Below are 17,749 nucleotides of genomic sequence, written 5' to 3'. Positions count from 1 at the left end.
GAATCGTACGGGAGTCCGAGCGTTACCCCGCCGTGAGCAGGATTACAGCGATGGAGAACGGACGACGACGGCACGCACCCTGGCGGGCACGCCGCCGTCGTGCTTCCCCCATCCGAACCGCACCCACGGCCCGAGGCGGAGGACCGGCAAAGCCTACATGATACGTCACTACTATTTACAACAGGTGTCACATGGCGGTAAATTCGCTAAGTCACTTTCGGCCCTCCCCGGGGCCTATCCCCGTTCAAGACAGGACAACAATGACACGCACCCGGTCTCTGGCCTCCGGCTTCCTTAGCCTTTCAGCCGCTGCCGTTCTGGCACTCAGCACTGCCGGCGCAACCGCCGCCGCGCCGGCCCTCGAGGACAGGAAAAAGGATCCTTCCGTTGTCAGCATCACCGTTGACAGCACCGGAGTAGCTGAATACTGGACGGCCGAGAAGATGAAGAACGCCATTCCCGGGGATGTCCTGGCCGGGAAAGCGCTGGAACGTGGCAACCGCTCGAAGGACTCCACCGTGGAGAAGGGCAAGGGCAGCGAAGTCAAGGCCACCAAGGGCAAGCCAACCATCGCCCAGAACGAGGCTCCCGTCAGCCATATCGGCAAGGTGTTCTTCAGCCTGGGCGGATCGAACTATGTCTGCTCGGGCAATGCAGTGACCTCAGCCAATAAGAGCACCGTTTCTACCGCAGCCCACTGCCTTAGTGAGGGACCTGAAGCATCCGCCAACTTCGTATTTGTTCCCGGCTACGAGAACGGCGTCGCCCCGTACGGCCGGTGGACGGCAAAATCCCTGCACGTCCCTGTCCAGTGGAGCGCCGCCGGTGACATGGCCTACGACACCGGCTTCGCCGTGATGGACAGGCTTGATCAGAAGAACCTGACGGACGTCGTCGGCGGTTCCGGCGTGGCCTTCAACCAGCCCCGCGGCCTGACATACAAGTCCTTCGGCTACCCGGCCGCTGCACCGTTCGACGGGAAGACACTGAAGAGCTGCACCGGAACAGCTGCAAACGACAAGCGCAACCCACAGTTCAACTCCCAGGGCATACCCTGCGATATGACCGGTGGTTCCTCTGGCGGTCCATGGTTCATCGGTACCGACTCCTCGGGCCCCCAGAACTCGGTCAACAGTTACGGCTACAACAACGGCTCCGCAGTGATGTACGGCCCGTACTGGGGCACGGTCATCCAGGCAACGTACCAAAGTGCGTCAGTCTCCTAGCAGCGAGCCGTCCGGCAACGATTCGGTCAGCCGCTGCGATGTAAACCAGACGCACGACGAGATCCTCGAGTACTGGACAGAGCAGCGGATGGCGGAAGCCAGGCCCCGGGAGCTGCTGCTTCCGGAGGAGGGTCCGCGTCTCAAGCAGAGGGGCGCGGACACCGGTGCATCGGAATCCGGCCCGGAAGCCTCCGCTCCCTAGGAACCTCTAGAACAGCAGGCAACAACAACGGCGCCTGTCCCCACTGCGGGGACAGGCGCCGTCGTTCCTCTTACTTGAGCGCACGCCGGCAGGGTTTCCTGGCCGAGCGCAGCGAGGTTAAGGAGCCGGTGGGGATTAGTGGAAAAAGTGGCGGGCGCCGGTGAAGTACATGGTGACGCCTGCCGCGTTGGCTGCCGCAATGACTTCCTCATCCCTGACGGAACCGCCGGGCTGGACCACGGCGCGGACGCCGGCGTCGATCAGGATCTGCAGGCCGTCGGCGAACGGGAAGAAGGCGTCGGAGGCTGCCACTGCCCCGCGAGCCCGTTGGGGTGCGCCCTCGGTGCTGGTATTCGAGGCACCGCCGGCGCCTTCGATGTCCGACTCCACCTTCACGCCCAGGGTGTTGGCCCGCTCCACGGCCAGCCGGCAGGAGTCCAGGCGGTTGACCTGGCCCATGCCGATGCCAACGGCGGCACCGTCAGCGGCAAGGAGGATGGCGTTGGACTTTGCGGCGCGGCAAGCCCGCCAGGCGAAGGCGAGGTCGGCGAGGGTTTTCTCGTCAGCGGCATCACCGGCGGCAAGGGTCCAGTTGGCGGGGTTGTCGCCGTCGGCATCTACCTTGTCGGTGACCTGTACCAGCATGCCGCCGGATACTTGGCGGAATTCCGTGGGGTAGCGGCCGTAGCCCTCGGGCAGGGCGAGCAGGCGGATGTTCTTCTTCTTGGACAGGATCTCCACGGCCTCCGGCTCGAAGCCTGGCGCGATGACCACCTCAGTGAAGATGTCCTTGACCGTGTTGGCCATGCCGGCGGTCACGGTGCGGTTCGCGGCGATGACACCGCCGAAGGCCGAGACGGGGTCGCAGGCGTGTGCCTTGGCGTGGGCGTCGGCGATGGGGTCGGCCGCGTCCTTGGAGGCGACGGCCACGCCGCAGGGGTTGGCGTGCTTGATGATCGCTACGGCCGGTTCCGTGAAGTCGTAGGCTGCCCGCAGGGCCGCGTCGGCATCCACGAAGTTGTTGTAGCTCATGGCCTTGCCGTGGAGCTGGTCGGCCTGGGCGATGCCCACCGGCGCCGCCTTGTCCACGTACAGGGCTGCCTGCTGGTGCGGGTTCTCGCCGTAGCGCAGGACCTCGGAGCGCTCCAGGGAGAGGCCGGCGTATGCGGGCCAGTCAATGACGCCGTCGCCGTCTTCGTCCAGGAACTGGCTCGCCGTCCAGGAGGCCACCGCGTTGTCGTAGGAAGCGGTGTGGGCGAACGCCTTGGCGGCCAGCCGGCGTCGGGTCTTCAGGTCGAACCCGCCTTCAGCCGCTGCGGTGACCACTTCACCGTAGAAGGAAGGGTCAACAACAATGGCGACGGCGGCGTGGTTCTTCGCTGCCGACCGCACCATGGCGGGACCGCCGATGTCGATTTGTTCAACGACGTCGTCCTGGGCAGCGCCGGACTTGACGGTTTCAACGAACGGGTAGAGGTTCACCACCACCAGGTCGAACGGCTCGATTTCCATTGTAGTGAGCGTTTCCATGTGCGCCGGCACGCGGCGGTCGGCCAGGATGCCGCCGTGGACTCGCGGGTGGAGCGTCTTGACGCGGCCGTCCAGCATTTCCGGGGAGCCGGTGACTTCCTCGACTTCCTGGACCGGAATGCCGGCGGCGGCGATCTTCTTGGCCGTGGAGCCGGTGGACACGAGCTTCACTCCCGCTGCGTGCAGGCCCTGCGCGAGCTCCTCCAGACCGGTCTTGTCGTAAACCGAGATCAGCGCCCGGCGGATGGGAACACGGTCAATGGATACGCGCTCATGCTGCGTGAAGCTCACAAATGTCTCCGTCTTATCTCGCGGAACAACGCCGCGGTTGGTGGGGATACGGCCAGTTTAGCGCGAAGGCGACATTGCCCGGCGTGCCAGCGTGAGTGTGAACGCCAGTGGGCCCGGCTAGAGTTTTCCCCAGGAGGCTGCGATGAATACTTACACCACTGTGCCGAGCGGCGAACAGGTGGTCCAGGAACTGCCATGGCGATGGAAAGTCCAGGGCAGGATCTTTCTGATCGGCGGCCTCGGCTTCATGTTCGATGCCTGGGATGTGACGCTCAACGGCATCCTCATTCCGCTGCTCTCCGCGCACTGGGCTTTGACCCCGGGGGAAGTCGCGTGGGTGGGCACGTCCAACCTGATCGGCATGGCGCTGGGTGCCTTCATCTGGGGCACCATCGCGGACACCATCGGGCGCAAGAAGGCGTTCACTGCGACGCTGCTGATCTTCTCCCTCTTCACGGTGCTGGGTGCCTTCTCCCCCGACTTCATCTGGTTCTGCATGTTCCGCTTCATGGCGGGCTTCGGGCTGGGCGGCTGCATCCCGGTGGACTATGCCCTGGTGGGCGAGTTCACCCCGCGCAAGCAGCGCGGCAAGGTACTTACTGCCATGGACGGCTGGTGGCCCATCGGTGCAGCGCTCGCAGGCTTCGTCTCCGCCGCGCTGGTGGCTTTGTACGGAGACTGGCGGCTGACCATGCTGGTGATGGTCCTGCCCGCCCTGCTGGTCTTCTGGGTTCGGCGGAGCGTGCCGGAGTCCCCGCTGTTCCTGATCCGCAAGGGCCGGCGCGAGGAAGCGGCCAAGGTGATTGACGGCCTGGTGGCAGCCACGGGAGCGGAAGCCCGGGCCTACAGCCTCCCCGATGCGAAGGACGTGCCGCGGCTCTCCGCCGGCAGCGCCTGGACCCAGCTGCGCTCGGTGTGGCAGTTCAATTGGAAGATCACGGCTGCGGCCTGGGCACTGTTCTTCAGCATCCTGCTGGTCTACTACCTGTCCCTGACGTGGATGCCCCGGATCCTGATCGGCGCCGGGTTCGCCGAGTACAAGGCGTTCGTCACCACAGCGTCCATGGCCGCCGTCGGACTCCTGGGCGTGATCGTGGCGGCCCTCCTGGTGGAACGCGTGGGGCGTAAATGGATCCTGGCAATCACCGGGCCGCTGTCCGCGCTGACCCTGGTGATCGTTGCCTTCGTGGTGGACATCCCCACCGCAGCAGTGTTCTGGCTGCTGGTGTTCGGGTTCGTGGTGCAGGTGGCCATTCCGGTGCTCTACGCCTACGTGTCCGAGCTCTACCCCACCGAACTCCGCGGCACCGGCTTCGGCTGGGCGTCAACGTTCTCACGGCTTGGGGCTGGCTTCGGCCCGCTCATCTTCGCGAACTACTTCTGGCCGGAGCTGGGCCTGGCCACTTCCTTTGCGCTGGCCGGCGGACTGGTGCTGCTGGCCGTGCTGTGGATGGCCTTCTTCTCCCCGGAAACCAGGCAGCGCCGCCTCGAGTAGCCCCTCTCCCCTCCCAACTAGGTAGCAGCAGATGTCGTATTGGGCCCGTATTCCGACATCTGCTGCTACCTAGTTGGGCGACCAGCCGCGGCTGAGCAGGGCCGAGCGGACTTTGCCGACGGCAGCCCGTGCACCATGCTCCATGTGCCGCTTCGAAATCCTCACAAGCAGCCAGCCGGCACGGGCAAAGTCCTCCTCACGGGCGATATCCCGGACGATCTGACCCGCCTCGGAGTGTCCCTCGCCGTCGTATTCCACCGCCACTTCCTGTTCCGGATAGCTGATGTCGGGCTGGCGTACGACGCCGGCTCCCAGGTCCATGCGCATGTTCAGGAGGGGTTCGGGCAGGCCGGCATCCTCCAGCGCAAGCCGCAGTTTGGTTTCCCGCGCGGAATCCGAGCCTACCCGTGCACGCTCCAGGGCAACCCGCGCCTTCCTGATACCGGGTGTCCCCTTGTGCCGGTCCAGAATTTCCTCGAGATCATCCCTCGTCGCATACGGCGCGGTCCTGCCCTCAAACTCCGCCCGCGGGATCCGCAGCAAGTGGTCGGCCACAACGGTCAGTTCTTCGATGCACATCTTGCGAGAGCAATCCAACCAGGTCCTTACCCGCGAGGTGATCAGGAGTCCGTTATGAGTCACGATCTCATCCGCAAAGAACTGGCCACGGTGTCCCTGGACTCCGCTGCGGCGCGGAATCGCGAGAGTGTCCGGCCTGGAGATGTGGGTAACGGGATCATCCTTCCCCGGCAGGAACCCGGGAAAGGACCACAACGTGAAGGCTGTGGCATGAGAGGCAGCGCAGAACTCGGTGACCATTGTCAACGGCCGGACAACCGACTCCAGTTCAGGAAGCGGAGGGTGAAGCGGCTGCCTTATCCCCCTGCTCGGCGTAGCGAGAGAATGGTGCCGGAGCCGCCCTGCTGTTACCCCGACGTCGGCCGCTTCCTGGAAGGTGAAGGCGCCGGAAGGCAGCACGTCCGGCATTGGCCGCGGAGTTCTCATGGCTCATGATGACAAAGTGTCCCGGGGAGCTGCAGAAGTTATCCACAGGAACGTCCTCCGTCCCCAACTAGGTAGCAGTAGATGTCGGTATGGGCCCTTATTCGGACATCTGCTGCTACCTAGTTGGGTGGGGAGGAGGGGTGGAGGGTTAGTGGCGGGCTGCGGCGAGGGATGCCAGGGTGGACACCAGGAGCCGGCGTTCCACCACCTTGATGCGTTCGTGCAGGGTTTCCTCGGTGTCCGAGTCCTCAATGTTGACGGCTTCCTGGGCGATGATAGGTCCTGTGTCCACCCCGGCGTCGGCCCAGTGGACGGTGCAGCCCGTGACTTTCACGCCGTATGCCATCGCATCCCGGACACCGTGCGCCCCCGGGAAAGCGGGCAGCAAGGCCGGGTGGGTGTTGAGGTACCTGCCGTTGAAAGCGTCGATAAACTCGGGGCTCACAATCCGCATGAAGCCCGAGGAGACCACCACGTCCGGCTCGAACGCGGCAACGGCCTTCGTCAGCGCCGCGTTCCATTCGGCCCGGTCCGGATATGCCTTGAAGTCCACCACGAAGGTGGGAATGCCTGCCGCAGCGGACCGTTCCACCCCATAGGTCCCCGGACGATCGGCACCAACAGCAGCGATCTGAACGTCCAGTTCCCCTGCCTTAACCGCGTCAATGACAGCCTGGAGGTTGGACCCGGTACCGGAAACGAGGACTACGATGCGCATGGTCCAAGCTTATGGGCAGGCTCGCGTAGGCTGGAAAACATGAACAGCACTCCGGAACCGGCTGGGCAGCAGCGGACGAAACCGCCGCTCAGCGAGGCAGCCAAGGCCTCGCTTGCCAGGACCCATACCCTGTTCCGGATGTTCGTCGTCTCGGTGCTCGGCGCCTTCTTCGTCTACCAGCTGGACGTCAACTACCTGTGGCTGGCGGGAATCCTGACGGCGGCCAGCGTGGCCCTGGGCGTTGTCCTGCTGGTCCGGGCTGCCAGGTTGAAGGAGTCCAGGCTGGTGCTGATCGGCACCATTTCCGGACTGGTGGTGGCAGCGATCATGGTGCTGCTGATCCTGGTCACGTCCCTGTTCTTCGACGAAGTGCGCGAATACCAGGCGTGTGTGGGCCGTGCACTGACCGACAAGGCGCAGTCGGCCTGCCGGATCCAGTTGGAAAATTCCCTGCCCCGCCAACTCCCTTAGCCGGACGGCAAGCAGCAAGGTGCCAACGGCCTAGGACACCAGTTTCGCGTCCGCTTCCTGCGCGGCGTGCTCGCGTTCCAGCCACGGCCCAGCCGCGTTACCAATCACGACGCCGGCCCCCACCTCAACAGCCAGCCAGACTGACGTCCACAACGGGTCCGGGCCGATCTCGGTGAGCCGCCCAATGCCGGCTGAACCGCGGGCCACCCATGCGAGACCAAAAGCCAGCAGCCCCGCAGCCAACCCGACGAGCACTCCGAGGACCAGGGTGGAAACCGTGGCCGTGAACCAGCGGGCACGGACTTTGATGGAAAGCCATTCGTCAAAGTGGTTTTCACCTTCGCGCAGGAACCACCAGCCAGCCAGCACACCGGCCAGCACCGGGACGATCAGCGCAACAAACGCATAGTCGAGCGGTCCAGAGGGAATGGCTGCCAACACCGGAATGGACGGCAGCGGGCCGACTGCCGTGCCCAGCGGGCCCACCTGGGAGCCGGCACCCATGGCGAAACCCGCCCCCGAAGTCCAGGCCAAGGCAAAGACCACGAGGTTGGGCAGGAACCCAAGCTGCGCGATGGTGAGCGCCGCACCTCCGATGGCGCCGGCGTCGAGCGCTTCGTACACCGCGACTACCAGGTTCCAGTGGATGAAGAGGTCAGCGGCCAGCAGCACCGCCGCCAGGGCGAGCGCGGCAATTGCCGCCACAAAGCCTGCCTTGGCAGCCGACGCCAGGTAGGAACCGGCCCAGCGCGAATGCTGGCTGGTGCGGGAAATCCAGTCCACGGCGTCGACGCCGATCAGCCGGCTCCATGAACCGGCCTCGCGCCGTGCCCCGATCACCATGCCCAGCGCGTAGGGAATGAGCGGGATGAACATGGCGTGCAGGGGGTTGATGCCGACGTCCGCTGTTCGGCAGACGAAGCCGGTGGCGGCCCCGAAGGCGGCATAGACAGCCCATGAGCCGAGCAGTGCTTGCCAGAGCTGGTCGGTGTAGGATGCCCGGGCAAGACGGCGGCCCGCCCGCCAGGCCAAGAGGAACGGCAGCAGGGTCAGGCCCAGCGGGATGAGCGAGAGCCCGCCGGCTTCCCCGTTCGCCGCTGCATCGGAACCGGCGGCCCTCAGTTCCAGCGGTACACCGTGGACCAGCAGCCAGGACTGCCCGGCGAGCCGTGCAAGGACATCGAAGGCGCTGTTGTTGAAGCCGGCGGTTGCCCATACCGCGATGATCGGGGCGATAACAACCAGCGCGGAGATGACAGCTGCCTGCGCCGTTTCGAGGGCCCCCTGCAGCCACAAAGGCATGGGAAGGCCGCGGTCTCCGGTCTGATCAGCACGCAGTTTCATCGTGCTCCATAGTGTCACGGCCACCCCCGGCGGCCTGCAAGCGACAGGCTGAATCCCGCAATCCGGGCGAACCTCAAAGAGGCCTGCAGCGGCGCTTTTCGCAAGTCTCCGCCGTAAAATTTAACTGTCCACAAGAGTGGATAGGAGGCAAAGAATGACTACCGCATCCCCACATGCACACGGCGTTCACTTTGGCCGGGCAGACGTCCAAAACGTGGGCATGGGAGTGGGAATTGTTTTGATGCTGGTGGGTGTCCTGGGCTTCATCCCGGGCGTCACCACCCAATACAGCGAACTGATGTTCCTTGGACCGGCTTCGCAAGCCATGCTCTTTGGCGTGTTCCAGGTGTCCATGCTGCTCAACATCGTGCAGCTGGCCGTCGGTGCCACCGGCTGGGCCATGTCCCGCACCGAGCATGGAGCGCGGAACTTCCTCCTGGGGGCAGGCGTACTGTATATCGTCCTGGCCCTCTACGGGCTGATTGTCGGAGTGGACTCAGCAGCCAACTTCCTGGCGCTGAACATGGTTGACAACTGGACCCACCTGGCACTGGGCGTTGCAATGGTTGTTGCTGGCTGGCTGTTCTCCAGGGACATGGCGGAGGACAGGACATAGCCCGGAATCCGTAAGCCGGGAAACAGGAGCCGCGAATGGAAGAAGAACCTAAGTTCTGAAGGTATTCGTCCTACTGGCTGGTGCAGTCACCGCATGGCGGGGGCTGCACCAGCGTTCAAGAAAGAACCGCACGCACGGCGACGCCGGGAGCCCCCAAGTTGGCTCCCGGCGTCGTTCGTCGCGCTGGTGAATTAGCGGCGGGTGTCGCGGTCCACGCCGTCTGCGTCAATCTGCTCCTTGCGGACTTCCTCATTGACCGTGACCTCGTCCTGGACGACGTCCTTGTCCAGGCGGACGCGCTCCACCGGAACTGTTTCCTTTTCCACCACGGGGCGCTCCTCGTGGAGGATGACCTCGTGCTCGTCTTCGCTGATGTCCGGCCCGGACATGGCAGCGCCGCGGTTGGCGTCCGTGATGGGCTCACGCTCCAGGCGGACTTCCTCACGCTGCACGGGGACAGTCGTGGTGACGTTTTCCGTGGTGACGTACTTGCGGAGCCGGGCGCGGCTGGTGGCCTCACGCTCGGTGCCGACGCGGAGCTGCTCCTCGGAGCGGGTCATGGCGTCGTCAGTGTTGGGTCCGGAAGTGTCGTGGCCGACAGTACCGCGGTCCGTGTCATAGTCGCGGTCAGCGGTACCGCGGTCGGATGCAAGTCCCGCCGTCGGGGTTCCCGCGTTGAGGTCGGCGTCGCCCTGGAAATCAACGTCGTTCCGGGTGTCCGACTGGGTGTCTGAATACGTCCGTGCCCCGCGGTCGTAGTAGGTGTAGAGGCGGTCCTCTTCCTCAGGGGTGAGGTGGCCGTCCACGTCCACCCGCGGTGCGTCTTTGACGTGTTCCTTGGTGTACGGAACCACCAGGTCATCGCCCTGGCTGTGTGCGCCTTCAACGGGAACGAAAGACTGGGAGGTGCCGAAGAGGCCCGTCTTGACGGTGACCCATGTGGGCTCGCCCGTGTCGTCGTCCGCGTAAAGCTGCCCGATCGAACCGATCTTCTCGCCGTCGGATCCGATGACGTTGCCGCCCTTGTTGAGCAGGCTTTCAATGTTTTCCCTGTTGAGCATGACGTCTCCTTGGATGTGTCGTTGCGCTGGGCTTAGCTAACAGAATGGATGTCCCGCCACCGGATTCCCGGCAGTCGGCCTCCGCCCCGGCTGCTTGAGGCTTCGCGTTAGCTGCCCTCCTACCGTAAGCATGCTTAGCATCAAATGCAAAGCCTGCTTAGTAATTTTTTTGCGCCCCGGAGGCTGCTGTTCACCCAGCCTTTTCCTCGGGGTAACGCTTTCTCCCCCGCCTTTTCAAGGCAGGCGCCCACCGTGGAGGAGTGAGGATCGCAATTGTTGCTGAATCATTTCTTCCGTTGATGAACGGTGTCACGCATTCCATCCTGCGGGTGTTGGAGCATCTTGAAGGCCGGGGCGACGACGTCCTGGTCATCGCTCCTTCCGCGCAGGACGGCGAAGCGGCCGGCACGGTCAAGGGCGCCGAGGTGCACCGGCTGCCGGCCGTGCCGCTTGCCGGGTACACCAACGTGCGGGTGGCGATGGGCGGTGTGTACCGGGTCAAGCGAATCCTTGCCGACTACGCACCCGACGTCGTCCACCTGGCCTCGCCGTTCGTCCTGGGCTGGCGGGCGGCCCAGGCTGCACACCAGCTGGGCATCCCCACGGTGGCCATCTACCAGACCGAAGTTCCCAGTTACGCGGCGCGGTACGGCGTTCCGTTCCTGGAGAGCTGGGCCTGGAACCGGGTGGAAAACATCCACCTGCTCGCCTCCCGCACCCTGGCGCCCTCCACCTTCGCGCTGAACCAGTTGCGCGGCCGGGGCATCCCCAGGGTGCAGATGTGGCGCCGTGGCGTGGACACCGGCAGGTTCACTCCGGAGAAGCGCGACGACGGGTGGCGGGCCTCGGTGGCTCCCGGCGGCGACCGGATCATCGGCTATGTGGGACGGCTGGCCATGGAGAAGCAGGTGGAGGACCTGGCCGCCCTGGCAGGGGTTCCTCATGCGACGCTCGTCATTGTCGGGGACGGGCCACAGCGGGCCGCGCTCGAGGAGGCCCTGCCGGACGCGGTGTTCACCGGCTTCCTGGCCGGCGATGAGCTTGCCCGCGCCATGGCGTCCTTTGACCTTTTTGTCCATCCGGGCGAGTTCGAAACGTTCTGCCAGACCATCCAGGAGGCCATGGCATCGGGTGTGCCGGTGGTGGCCACAGGCCGGGGCGGACCGCTGGACCTGGTGGAGAACTCCCGGACGGGCTGGCTCTATGAACCCGGGGACCTGTCCGCCCTGCGCGCCCGCGTCCTGGACCTGATGGGCGACGACGCCAAGCGCCGTGCGTTCGCTGCTGCGGCGCATGCCTCCGTCCAGGAGAGGACCTGGCCTGCGCTGTGCGGGGAGCTGGTGGGCCACTACGAACAGGTCATGGCAGCCAATCCTGCAACGTCAGGAGCCGGGATCCGGGCGGAGGCGGCGCAGTGAACGTTCCGGCCCTGAAAATCTCGGCGATTGGCTGCGGGTACCTTGGCGCCGTCCATGCGGCCACCCTCGCCTCCATGGGGCATACAGTGGTGGGGATCGACGTCGATCCGGGCAAGGTGCAGCAGCTCTCCCGCGGTACGGCCCCGTTCCACGAGCCGGGACTGGACGAACTGCTTCAGGACGGCCGAACCAACGGCCGGCTCACCTTCTCCACCAGCGCGGCAGATGCCAAGGCTGCACAGGTGCACTTCCTGTGCGTGGGCACCCCGCAGGATAAAGCGTCCGACGCCGCCGACCTCACCTTCCTGGTCTCCGCGCTGGAAACGCTGCTGCCGCACCTGGTGGCGGGCGCCGTCGTCGTGGGTAAATCCACCGTGCCCGTAGGCACTGTGGACATGCTCCGGCACCTGCTCGCCGGACGTCCTGACGTGCTGCTCGGCTGGAATCCCGAGTTCCTCCGCCAGGGGACCGCAGTGAAGGACTCGCTGGTGCCGGACAGGCTGGTGTATGGAGTGGAGGGCGGACGGGCAGCTGCTTTCAGTCCCGGCACCGGCGCCCCGCTCGGGGTGACGGCAGCGCTGGATGCCGTCTATGAGCCGTTGCTCCAGGCCGGCATCCCCCGCCTGGTGTGCAACTTCAGCACGGCGGAACTGATTAAGTCCGCGGCCAACGCGTACCTTGCCACCAAGCTCAGCTTCATCAACGCGGTGGCGGAACTCTGTGACGCCTCCGGCGCCGATGTCTCGGAGTTGAGTGAAGCCATGGGACTGGACCCGAGGATCGGCGGACGGTACCTGCACGCCGGGCTGGGCTTCGGCGGCGGCTGCCTGCCCAAGGACATCCGCAGCTTCCGCACCCAGGCCGCGCGCGTGGGCGCCACGGCAGTGGATGACTGGATGCGCCTGGTGGATTCGGTCAACCTTGGCCAGCGCGAGCGGACTGTGAACCTGGCCGCGGAGCTTTGCGGCGGCACCGTCTCAGGCCGCTCCATCACAGTGCTGGGAGCGTCTTTCAAACCGGATACCGACGACATCCGCGACTCTCCTGCCCTGGACGTCGCCGACCGGCTTGCCGCAGCGGGCGCCCACGTCACGGTGACGGATCCCAAGGCCGTGAACCACGCCTGGCGCCGCTACCCCGGCCTGCGGTTCGAGTCCGGCACGGAGCGGGCGCTGGAGGGCGCCGAACTGGTGCTGCTGCTGACGGAGTGGGACGAATACCGCTGCCTCTCCCCCGCCGCTGCGGCCGGGATGGTACGACGGCGGGTGGTGCTGGACGCGCGCAACGTGCTGGACGCTGCCGCCTGGCGCAGCCACGGCTGGCTGGTGCGCGGTCTGGGAACGGGACAGGCCATGCCTCAGGCGGTTACCGGCGCCGCCACTGCTGAGCCAGCCGCCCGCTGACCACGGTCCACAAGCTCAGCCCAGGAGGCCCAGCTCGGCAAACGCGAGCGCCACGCCGTTGCCCGCCGGGCCCGGTGTCAACCGGTCCGCCACGGCCAGCACTGCGGGATGCCCGCCTTCCACGGCGATGCCTATCCCCGCATACTCGAGCATCTCAATGTCATTGGCACTGTCGCCGATGGCCACAATGTCCTTCCGGTCCAGCCCAAGATGCGCCTCCACCACCTGGATGCCCACCCCCTTGTGCGTCCCTGCCATGAAGATCTCGCCGGCACGGTCACCCAGTGCCGAAAGCGAGCTGGGGATGAGCCCCACCTCCGGGCCGAAGGTGTCCATGAGCTGCGTCAGCGGCACCGGTGAGTCGAAGCAGGAGACCTTGGCAAAGGAGGTTCCGCTCAGGTCGTCGCTGTACTGCATTGGCCCCAGGATGTCCTCAAGCGGGTCCACGTCCGTGCTGAGCACGCCATCATGCTGCGGGCGGCCGGCAAAAACAGGTCCGAGCACCTGCCGGAGGCGCTGATCCACGCCGGTGCGGCCGTGCAGGGCCTCGGGGGCTTCCAGGATGTAGGCCGCGTGGTGCTTGTCCAGGGTATCGACGATCAGGGCAGCCAGGTCCGGGCTGAAGCGGGTGTCCTTGAGTACCTGCCCGTCCAGCTCCACGCGGGCTCCGGCACCGGTGATGACGCCGTCGAAGCCGGCGTCAAGGATATGCCCGGGCACCATGGACAGCGGGCGTCCGGTGCACACGAAGACAAGATGCCCGCGGCCGCGCGCCGTGCGGACAGCCTCAACATGCGCCTCCGGGGCCAGGCCGTGGTCGGCATAGGTACCGTCGATGTCGAGGAAGACGGCACGCGGCCGGGCGGTCTGGTGGCTGGACATGCCGGAGCTCCTTGCTGGTTGCGGGACACCAATTTTATCCAAACAGCTGCCTCCGCCTGCCGAAACGCCGTGCCGCGCAGACACCTAAAAATGGCACATTAGTACCGGAAACTGACAGTCATCCCGTGATATTCAAACTCTTGCAGAGCAGTAAGCACGCTGATTGAATTATGGAACCGGAAATGGGGGCCCGGCACAACTTACTGATTAAGGAGTGACAACATGGGCATTCTCGGATTTCTCATTTTGGGCCTGATCGCCGGCGCCATCGCCAAGGCAATCCTGCCGGGCCGCCAAGGCGGAGGCTGGGTGGTAACCCTGGTCCTCGGCGTTGTCGGGGCTATCTTGGGCGGCTGGATCGGATCGCTGGTATTCGGCGGCGGGCTGGCCGAATTCTTCGACATCCGCACTTGGCTGCTGGCAATTCTCGGTTCAGTCATCGTGCTGCTGGTTTATGGCGCGATCACCAACCGCAGCCATCGCCGGGTATAGCAACACCGCTCACTTACGCAAACGCAGAAAGCGCCGCCCCCAGGGGCGGCGCTTTCTGCGTTTCCCCCGCGGGCGTGGAAATCAGCCGACGCCGGGATTTGCAGCCCTCAAGGAAACCGGCCCTGATCACCCGCCCAATTCCCGCATCGGCGCTTTATGATGTGCAGGGGTTGGGGAAATGACTGATTCCTGGGGCCGCAGCAGCAGCAACGTCCGGTGCTGCAAACTTTTGGCACAATCCTGGACGCCAGCCCCGATGCACTCCTGGGTATTGCAGCGGGCGGCAGTATCACTGTGGCCAATGCCGCCGCGGCAAAGTTGTTCGGGGTACTCGATGGAGGATCTGCTGGGGCGGGACCACCGGACGTGCGCTCAGCCGGCTCAAAGGGCGGTAAGGACGAATGTCCGACGGCGGTGCGGGGCTAGGCCGCCTGCTTGCGTCCTGCCTGTTTGGGGTGCTTCTTCGGCTGTGATGGCTCCGGGGCGGGCGCCGGCTGGCCTGTGCGAACGTCCTCCGTTGGCTGCGCCGGGACCTCCGGTTCAGCCGCAGCTGCCGGCGGTGCCTGCAGTGTTTCTTCTTCGACCTCACGGGGTTCTTCCACCGGTTGTGGTTCCTCTTGGCCTGCGTCCATGGCCTGCACCGCTTCCTCCGCCCGGGTGCGGCGCCAGCGCCGGACCAGGTCGGCAGCGGCGACGGCCCCTGCCAGCGGGGTGAGGACTGCAGCCGCGTAGACGAACAGCATCCAGGTAAGGGTGGTGAGCGGAGGCTGGTTGTTGTTCAGCAGGGACAGGCCGCCCAGGAGCCCCACGGCCCAGAAAAGCACCACGGCGGTGAGCACGGCACCGGCCGGGAAATACTGGCTGCTCACGATTTTTTTCAGGGTTTCCATGCACTTCCTCCTGCCTGGCCGGGGGACGGCAACAGCCGCTCACCACAAGTATGGGGCTCAGTTTCAGCGAAACCCTGCAAGACGCCACGGCGAGTGATGAACGTAACGTGGCCTCCGGCGTCGGGCGCTTTTGCCCCCTCTTGGCACAGGTGGTTCTACGGCTCAGGACCTTCCGCACGGCGAATCCACCGCATACCTTGGTGCTTGTCCGCTCGATTCCCAGGAGGCTCCTAATGCGTAAAGTGACCGCCGGCCTGTTCCATTCCGTTGACGGTGTGGTGTCAGATCCCTACAAATTCCAGTTCGACAGCTTCGACGATGAACTCGGCGAGGGGCTCACCCGGATGATGGACACCGTCGATACCGTGGTTCTGGGCCGGGTGAGCTACCAGGAGTGGTCGGCGTACTGGCCCAATGCCTCGGTGGATGAGGACTTTGCGGCCTTCATCAACCCTGTGGAGAAGCACGTGGCGTCCCGGACGCTCACCGAACCACTGGAATGGCAGAATTCGCGCCTGATGGACGCGCCACTGCAGGAATTTGTGGCCAAGCTGAAGGAGCGTGACGGCGGCGAGATCGCCGTGTGCGGCAGCATTTCGGTGACCCGGCAGTTGCTGTTCACAGGACTGTTGGATTCGCTGACGCTGATGACGCATCCGGTGGTGGCAGGAACGGGGCGTCGGCTCTTCCAGGACGGCGACCCCACCACCCGCCTGGTACTCCAAGACCAGTCACGGACCAGCAAGGGGAACGTGATCAGCACCTACGGCCGGCTCGCGGAGTAACTGCGGGAGGTCCTGGGCCGTGCACGCCTTAGTGGCTGACGGTCCCGCGCCGGGACTCCAGCACAGGCTTGATCCAGCGGTCCGCCGCCAGGCCCGTGGCCATGGCATACAGCGCCTTGTGGGCCACGTCCACCAGCTGCTCCTGCCTGGGCCAGCTGGTGGGCGGGGCTCCGGCGCCGGTGGCGTTCTCGAGGGTCTGGTCGAACGCGAGGCGGACCACCGCATGTTTGGCATGGGCCAAAGGACCACGGATGCCGGTTACCGCCCAGATTCCCCGCAAGGAGCCTAGGATGGCGCCGGTACCCCAGTGCATCACGTGGTTCCATACCACGGGCTTTTGCGAATCGCCCGGCTGTTGCCCCAGCAGCGTCAGCAGTGTCCGCGCCGGAATGTACGAGTTGGGTCTCTTGGTCAGGGCCTGCTCAACCTTCTCCCCTGCCGTCATCACAGCCACTCCGGCCAGGCCACAGAGCGCCCCCCTTGCGGCTGCCGCCAGCAGTGTTCGTCCTCGGGATTGGGGCACGGTTTCCTCCAGTTGCTGCGGGGGCGGTGACAGCCCATCCGTACCCCTCCGCGCTTCCGCCAAACAGCGGACGGCGCTTCTTTCCTCGGCCGGCCTGTGAAACGATCCGGTTATGAATGACAACATTCACGAGCACGGAGACGACGAGGCCGCCCCCAGCACCGGCGTCAATGACCACGCGTGGGAACGGGAGCACCGGCACCCTACGCCCGAGCAGGCACGCGCCATCGGCTACCGCCGGCGGGATGCGGAGGCGAAGCTGGAACAGCACCAGCAGGAAGCCAGGGAGAAGGCAGGCGAACAGCACGGGGGACACGAGGATTAGCTGCCGCCCAAGGCAGTGCCGGTTGTGCGGTTGTTTCCTGTTGTTCCCGGCCTAAGGGGCTGCGGAAAGAACGCGTCCGACGGCGGCGATGTCGCCAGGGGTGGTCCGGCAGCAGCCGCCGATGATGCGGGCGCCGAGTTCCCGCCAAATTGTGGATTCCTCCGCAAGGTTTTGCGGGCGTTCCTGTCCTTCGGATGCTGCGGACGTTCTTGCCGCGCCCCAGGTTTTGGTCACGGGATCGTAGGTTTCTCCGGAGTTGGGGTAGGCCACCAGGGGTTTGTCCGTTGCTTTACCCAGTGCCTCCAGGGCCGGGGTGACAAGCTGCAGCGGCACGCAGTTAACGCCGATGGCCGCCACACGGGGCTGCCTGCCGAGCAGTGCGCCTACTGCCGCCAGCGGGGTGCCGTCACTGATGCGCGTGCCGTCCTTCAGCGAGAAGGAGAACCAGGATTCGATGCCCAGCTCCGCGGTCAGTGCCAGCAGCGCCTCCGCCTCGGCGAACGACGGCAGTGTTTCGAAGGCAAGAAAATCCACCCCTGCGGCCGCGAGCGCCTCGATGCGTGGACGGTGGAAGGCCGCGAATTCTGCGGCAGCCAGATCGTAGTCGCCCCGGTACTCCGAGCCGTCCGCCAGGTAGGCGCCGTAGGGGCCAACAGATCCGGCAATGAGCAAGGGACCGGCGCCCGGGTTTCGGGCCAGGTGTTCGCGCCGGGCCTCGTCCGCGAGCCGGACGGACATGGCCACGAGTTCCAGCGCCTCCTTTTCCGCCAGCCCCCGCCGCGCGAACCCTTGAGGAGTGGCCTGGTAGCTGGCGGTGGTGGCCACCTTTGCCCCCGCTCCAAAGTAATCACGGTGGACATCCCGGATCAGCTGGGGCTGTTCGAGCAGCACTTTGGCTGACCACAGGGGGTCGTCCAGGTTGCAGCCGCGGGCTTCGAGTTCGGTGGCCAGGGCGCCGTCGGAAATCACGAGATCGTCGGCGTCGAACAGACGGGACAGGGAAGCAGTGCGTGGCATGTAGTCACTATACGCATTTCCATATGCTTGTAATGATTGTTTCTTTCTGTCACGA

Annotated in this window: 19 protein-coding genes; 10 read left to right on the top strand and 9 right to left on the bottom strand. The window is 65.3% G+C overall.

The genetic code is table 11. The features are described 5' to 3' along the window. Positions 1–260: 260 nt before the first annotated feature. Positions 261–1,226, top strand: a complete 966-nt coding sequence (locus tag FDW84_RS08540; RefSeq protein WP_138608477.1) for a trypsin-like serine peptidase — start codon at positions 261–263, stop codon at positions 1,224–1,226. Then, positions 1,210–1,428 carry a hypothetical protein gene (locus FDW84_RS08535; protein ID WP_138608475.1) on the top strand — a complete coding sequence of 73 codons (219 nt, stop codon included), beginning with the start codon at positions 1,210–1,212 and terminating at the stop codon, positions 1,426–1,428. Before FDW84_RS08540 ends, FDW84_RS08535 begins: the two co-directional genes overlap by 17 nt. A 135-nt stretch (positions 1,429–1,563) precedes the next feature. Here FDW84_RS08535 and purH read toward each other — a convergent pair whose 3' ends face one another. Further along, positions 1,564–3,249 carry a bifunctional phosphoribosylaminoimidazolecarboxamide formyltransferase/IMP cyclohydrolase gene (purH, locus tag FDW84_RS08530; RefSeq protein ID WP_138608473.1) on the bottom strand — a complete coding sequence of 562 codons (1,686 nt, stop codon included), beginning with the start codon at positions 3,247–3,249 and terminating at the stop codon, positions 1,564–1,566. 142 nt (positions 3,250–3,391) lie between these two features. On the opposite strand from purH, the gene FDW84_RS08525 reads away from it, so the two are divergent. Further along, positions 3,392–4,744 (top strand): MFS transporter, encoded by a 1,353-nt coding sequence (locus FDW84_RS08525; protein ID WP_138608471.1) that lies wholly within the window; start codon positions 3,392–3,394, stop codon positions 4,742–4,744. A 69-nt stretch (positions 4,745–4,813) separates the two neighbouring features. On the opposite strand, the gene FDW84_RS08520 is transcribed toward FDW84_RS08525, so the two are convergent. Together FDW84_RS08520 and purN are read right to left on the bottom strand one after the other, a co-directional pair. Then, the gene (locus tag FDW84_RS08520; RefSeq protein WP_171046726.1) at positions 4,814–5,749 is read right to left on the bottom strand and encodes a hypothetical protein; all 936 of its coding nucleotides are present in this window, start codon (positions 5,747–5,749) and stop codon (positions 4,814–4,816) included. 148 nt (positions 5,750–5,897) lie between these two features. Then, positions 5,898–6,467 carry a phosphoribosylglycinamide formyltransferase gene (gene purN, locus FDW84_RS08515; RefSeq protein ID WP_138608469.1) on the bottom strand — a complete coding sequence of 190 codons (570 nt, stop codon included), beginning with the start codon at positions 6,465–6,467 and terminating at the stop codon, positions 5,898–5,900. A gap of 39 nt (positions 6,468–6,506) precedes the next feature. Here purN and FDW84_RS08510 point away from each other — a divergent pair, with 39 nt between their 5' ends. Next, positions 6,507–6,938, top strand: a complete 432-nt coding sequence (locus tag FDW84_RS08510) for a hypothetical protein (RefSeq protein ID WP_138608467.1) — start codon at positions 6,507–6,509, stop codon at positions 6,936–6,938. A 30-nt stretch (positions 6,939–6,968) separates the two neighbouring features. Here the strand turns inward: FDW84_RS08510 and FDW84_RS08505 are convergent, their stop codons facing one another. Next, complete coding sequence (locus FDW84_RS08505; protein WP_138608465.1) at positions 6,969–8,282, bottom strand: cell division protein PerM; 1,314 nt, start codon at positions 8,280–8,282, stop codon at positions 6,969–6,971. Positions 8,283–8,436: 154 nt separating this feature from the next. Here FDW84_RS08505 and FDW84_RS08500 point away from each other — a divergent pair, with 154 nt between their 5' ends. Beyond that, a complete protein-coding gene (locus tag FDW84_RS08500; protein ID WP_138608463.1) occupies positions 8,437–8,898 on the top strand; it encodes a DUF4383 domain-containing protein in 462 nt (153 codons plus the stop codon). Between the two features lie 191 nt (positions 8,899–9,089). Here the strand turns inward: FDW84_RS08500 and FDW84_RS08495 are convergent, their stop codons facing one another. Continuing rightward, positions 9,090–9,959 (bottom strand): PRC and DUF2382 domain-containing protein, encoded by an 870-nt coding sequence (locus FDW84_RS08495; protein ID WP_138608460.1) that lies wholly within the window; start codon positions 9,957–9,959, stop codon positions 9,090–9,092. A 260-nt stretch (positions 9,960–10,219) separates the two neighbouring features. On the opposite strand from FDW84_RS08495, the gene FDW84_RS08490 reads away from it, so the two are divergent. Together FDW84_RS08490 and FDW84_RS08485 are read left to right on the top strand one after the other, a co-directional pair. Then, positions 10,220–11,377, top strand: a complete 1,158-nt coding sequence (locus tag FDW84_RS08490) for a glycosyltransferase family 4 protein (protein WP_205754739.1) — start codon at positions 10,220–10,222, stop codon at positions 11,375–11,377. A gap of 11 nt (positions 11,378–11,388) precedes the next feature. Continuing rightward, positions 11,389–12,780 (top strand): UDP-glucose dehydrogenase family protein, encoded by a 1,392-nt coding sequence (locus FDW84_RS08485; protein WP_138608650.1) that lies wholly within the window; start codon positions 11,389–11,391, stop codon positions 12,778–12,780. 15 nt (positions 12,781–12,795) lie between these two features. On the opposite strand, the gene FDW84_RS08480 is transcribed toward FDW84_RS08485, so the two are convergent. Then, a complete protein-coding gene (locus tag FDW84_RS08480) occupies positions 12,796–13,662 on the bottom strand; it encodes an HAD hydrolase family protein (RefSeq protein WP_138608458.1) in 867 nt (288 codons plus the stop codon). Between the two features lie 222 nt (positions 13,663–13,884). Between FDW84_RS08480 and FDW84_RS08475 the strand changes: the two genes are divergently transcribed. Further along, positions 13,885–14,154 (top strand): GlsB/YeaQ/YmgE family stress response membrane protein, encoded by a 270-nt coding sequence (locus FDW84_RS08475; protein WP_013600240.1) that lies wholly within the window; start codon positions 13,885–13,887, stop codon positions 14,152–14,154. Between the two features lie 422 nt (positions 14,155–14,576). Here the strand turns inward: FDW84_RS08475 and FDW84_RS08470 are convergent, their stop codons facing one another. Beyond that, positions 14,577–15,044: a hypothetical protein gene (locus tag FDW84_RS08470; RefSeq protein WP_138608456.1), complete on the bottom strand. Its 468-nt coding sequence runs from the start codon at positions 15,042–15,044 to the stop codon at positions 14,577–14,579. Between the two features lie 233 nt (positions 15,045–15,277). Between FDW84_RS08470 and FDW84_RS08465 the strand changes: the two genes are divergently transcribed. Then, a complete protein-coding gene (locus FDW84_RS08465; protein ID WP_138608454.1) occupies positions 15,278–15,829 on the top strand; it encodes a dihydrofolate reductase family protein in 552 nt (183 codons plus the stop codon). A gap of 28 nt (positions 15,830–15,857) precedes the next feature. Here FDW84_RS08465 and FDW84_RS08460 read toward each other — a convergent pair whose 3' ends face one another. After that, on the bottom strand, positions 15,858–16,352 hold the full coding sequence (locus FDW84_RS08460; protein WP_205754738.1) for a hypothetical protein: 495 nt from the start codon (positions 16,350–16,352) through the stop codon (positions 15,858–15,860). 112 nt (positions 16,353–16,464) lie between these two features. On the opposite strand from FDW84_RS08460, the gene FDW84_RS08455 reads away from it, so the two are divergent. After that, positions 16,465–16,677: a hypothetical protein gene (locus FDW84_RS08455; RefSeq protein ID WP_138608452.1), complete on the top strand. Its 213-nt coding sequence runs from the start codon at positions 16,465–16,467 to the stop codon at positions 16,675–16,677. A gap of 51 nt (positions 16,678–16,728) precedes the next feature. Here FDW84_RS08455 and mmuM read toward each other — a convergent pair whose 3' ends face one another. Beyond that, positions 16,729–17,694, bottom strand: a complete 966-nt coding sequence (gene mmuM / locus FDW84_RS08450) for a homocysteine S-methyltransferase (protein ID WP_138608450.1) — start codon at positions 17,692–17,694, stop codon at positions 16,729–16,731. Positions 17,695–17,749 lie beyond the last annotated feature (55 nt).

Origin of the sequence: Pseudarthrobacter sp. NamE5 (genome assembly GCF_005796225.1) — a bacterium.
Classification (GTDB): domain Bacteria; phylum Actinomycetota; class Actinomycetes; order Actinomycetales; family Micrococcaceae; genus Arthrobacter.
This window is presented reverse-complemented; position numbering and strand designations above follow the sequence as displayed.

Excerpts from the sequence above, each read along its gene's own strand:
- FDW84_RS08540 (WP_138608477.1), top strand. The coding sequence starts at position 261 with ATGACACGCACCCGGTCTCTGGCCTCCGGCTTCCTTAGCCTTTCAGCC.
- FDW84_RS08525 (WP_138608471.1), top strand. The coding sequence starts at position 3,392 with ATGAATACTTACACCACTGTGCCGAGCGGCGAACAGGTGGTCCAGGAA.
- FDW84_RS08520 (WP_171046726.1), bottom strand. The coding sequence starts at position 5,749 with ATGAGAACTCCGCGGCCAATGCCGGACGTGCTGCCTTCCGGCGCCTTC.
- purN (WP_138608469.1), bottom strand. The coding sequence starts at position 6,467 with ATGCGCATCGTAGTCCTCGTTTCCGGTACCGGGTCCAACCTCCAGGCT.
- FDW84_RS08510 (WP_138608467.1), top strand. The coding sequence starts at position 6,507 with ATGAACAGCACTCCGGAACCGGCTGGGCAGCAGCGGACGAAACCGCCG.
- FDW84_RS08505 (WP_138608465.1), bottom strand. The coding sequence starts at position 8,282 with ATGAAACTGCGTGCTGATCAGACCGGAGACCGCGGCCTTCCCATGCCT.
- FDW84_RS08500 (WP_138608463.1), top strand. The coding sequence starts at position 8,437 with ATGACTACCGCATCCCCACATGCACACGGCGTTCACTTTGGCCGGGCA.
- FDW84_RS08495 (WP_138608460.1), bottom strand. The coding sequence starts at position 9,959 with ATGCTCAACAGGGAAAACATTGAAAGCCTGCTCAACAAGGGCGGCAAC.
- FDW84_RS08480 (WP_138608458.1), bottom strand. The coding sequence starts at position 13,662 with ATGTCCAGCCACCAGACCGCCCGGCCGCGTGCCGTCTTCCTCGACATC.
- FDW84_RS08475 (WP_013600240.1), top strand. The coding sequence starts at position 13,885 with ATGGGCATTCTCGGATTTCTCATTTTGGGCCTGATCGCCGGCGCCATC.
- FDW84_RS08470 (WP_138608456.1), bottom strand. The coding sequence starts at position 15,044 with ATGGAAACCCTGAAAAAAATCGTGAGCAGCCAGTATTTCCCGGCCGGT.
- FDW84_RS08465 (WP_138608454.1), top strand. The coding sequence starts at position 15,278 with ATGCGTAAAGTGACCGCCGGCCTGTTCCATTCCGTTGACGGTGTGGTG.
- FDW84_RS08455 (WP_138608452.1), top strand. The coding sequence starts at position 16,465 with ATGAATGACAACATTCACGAGCACGGAGACGACGAGGCCGCCCCCAGC.
- mmuM (WP_138608450.1), bottom strand. The coding sequence starts at position 17,694 with ATGCCACGCACTGCTTCCCTGTCCCGTCTGTTCGACGCCGACGATCTC.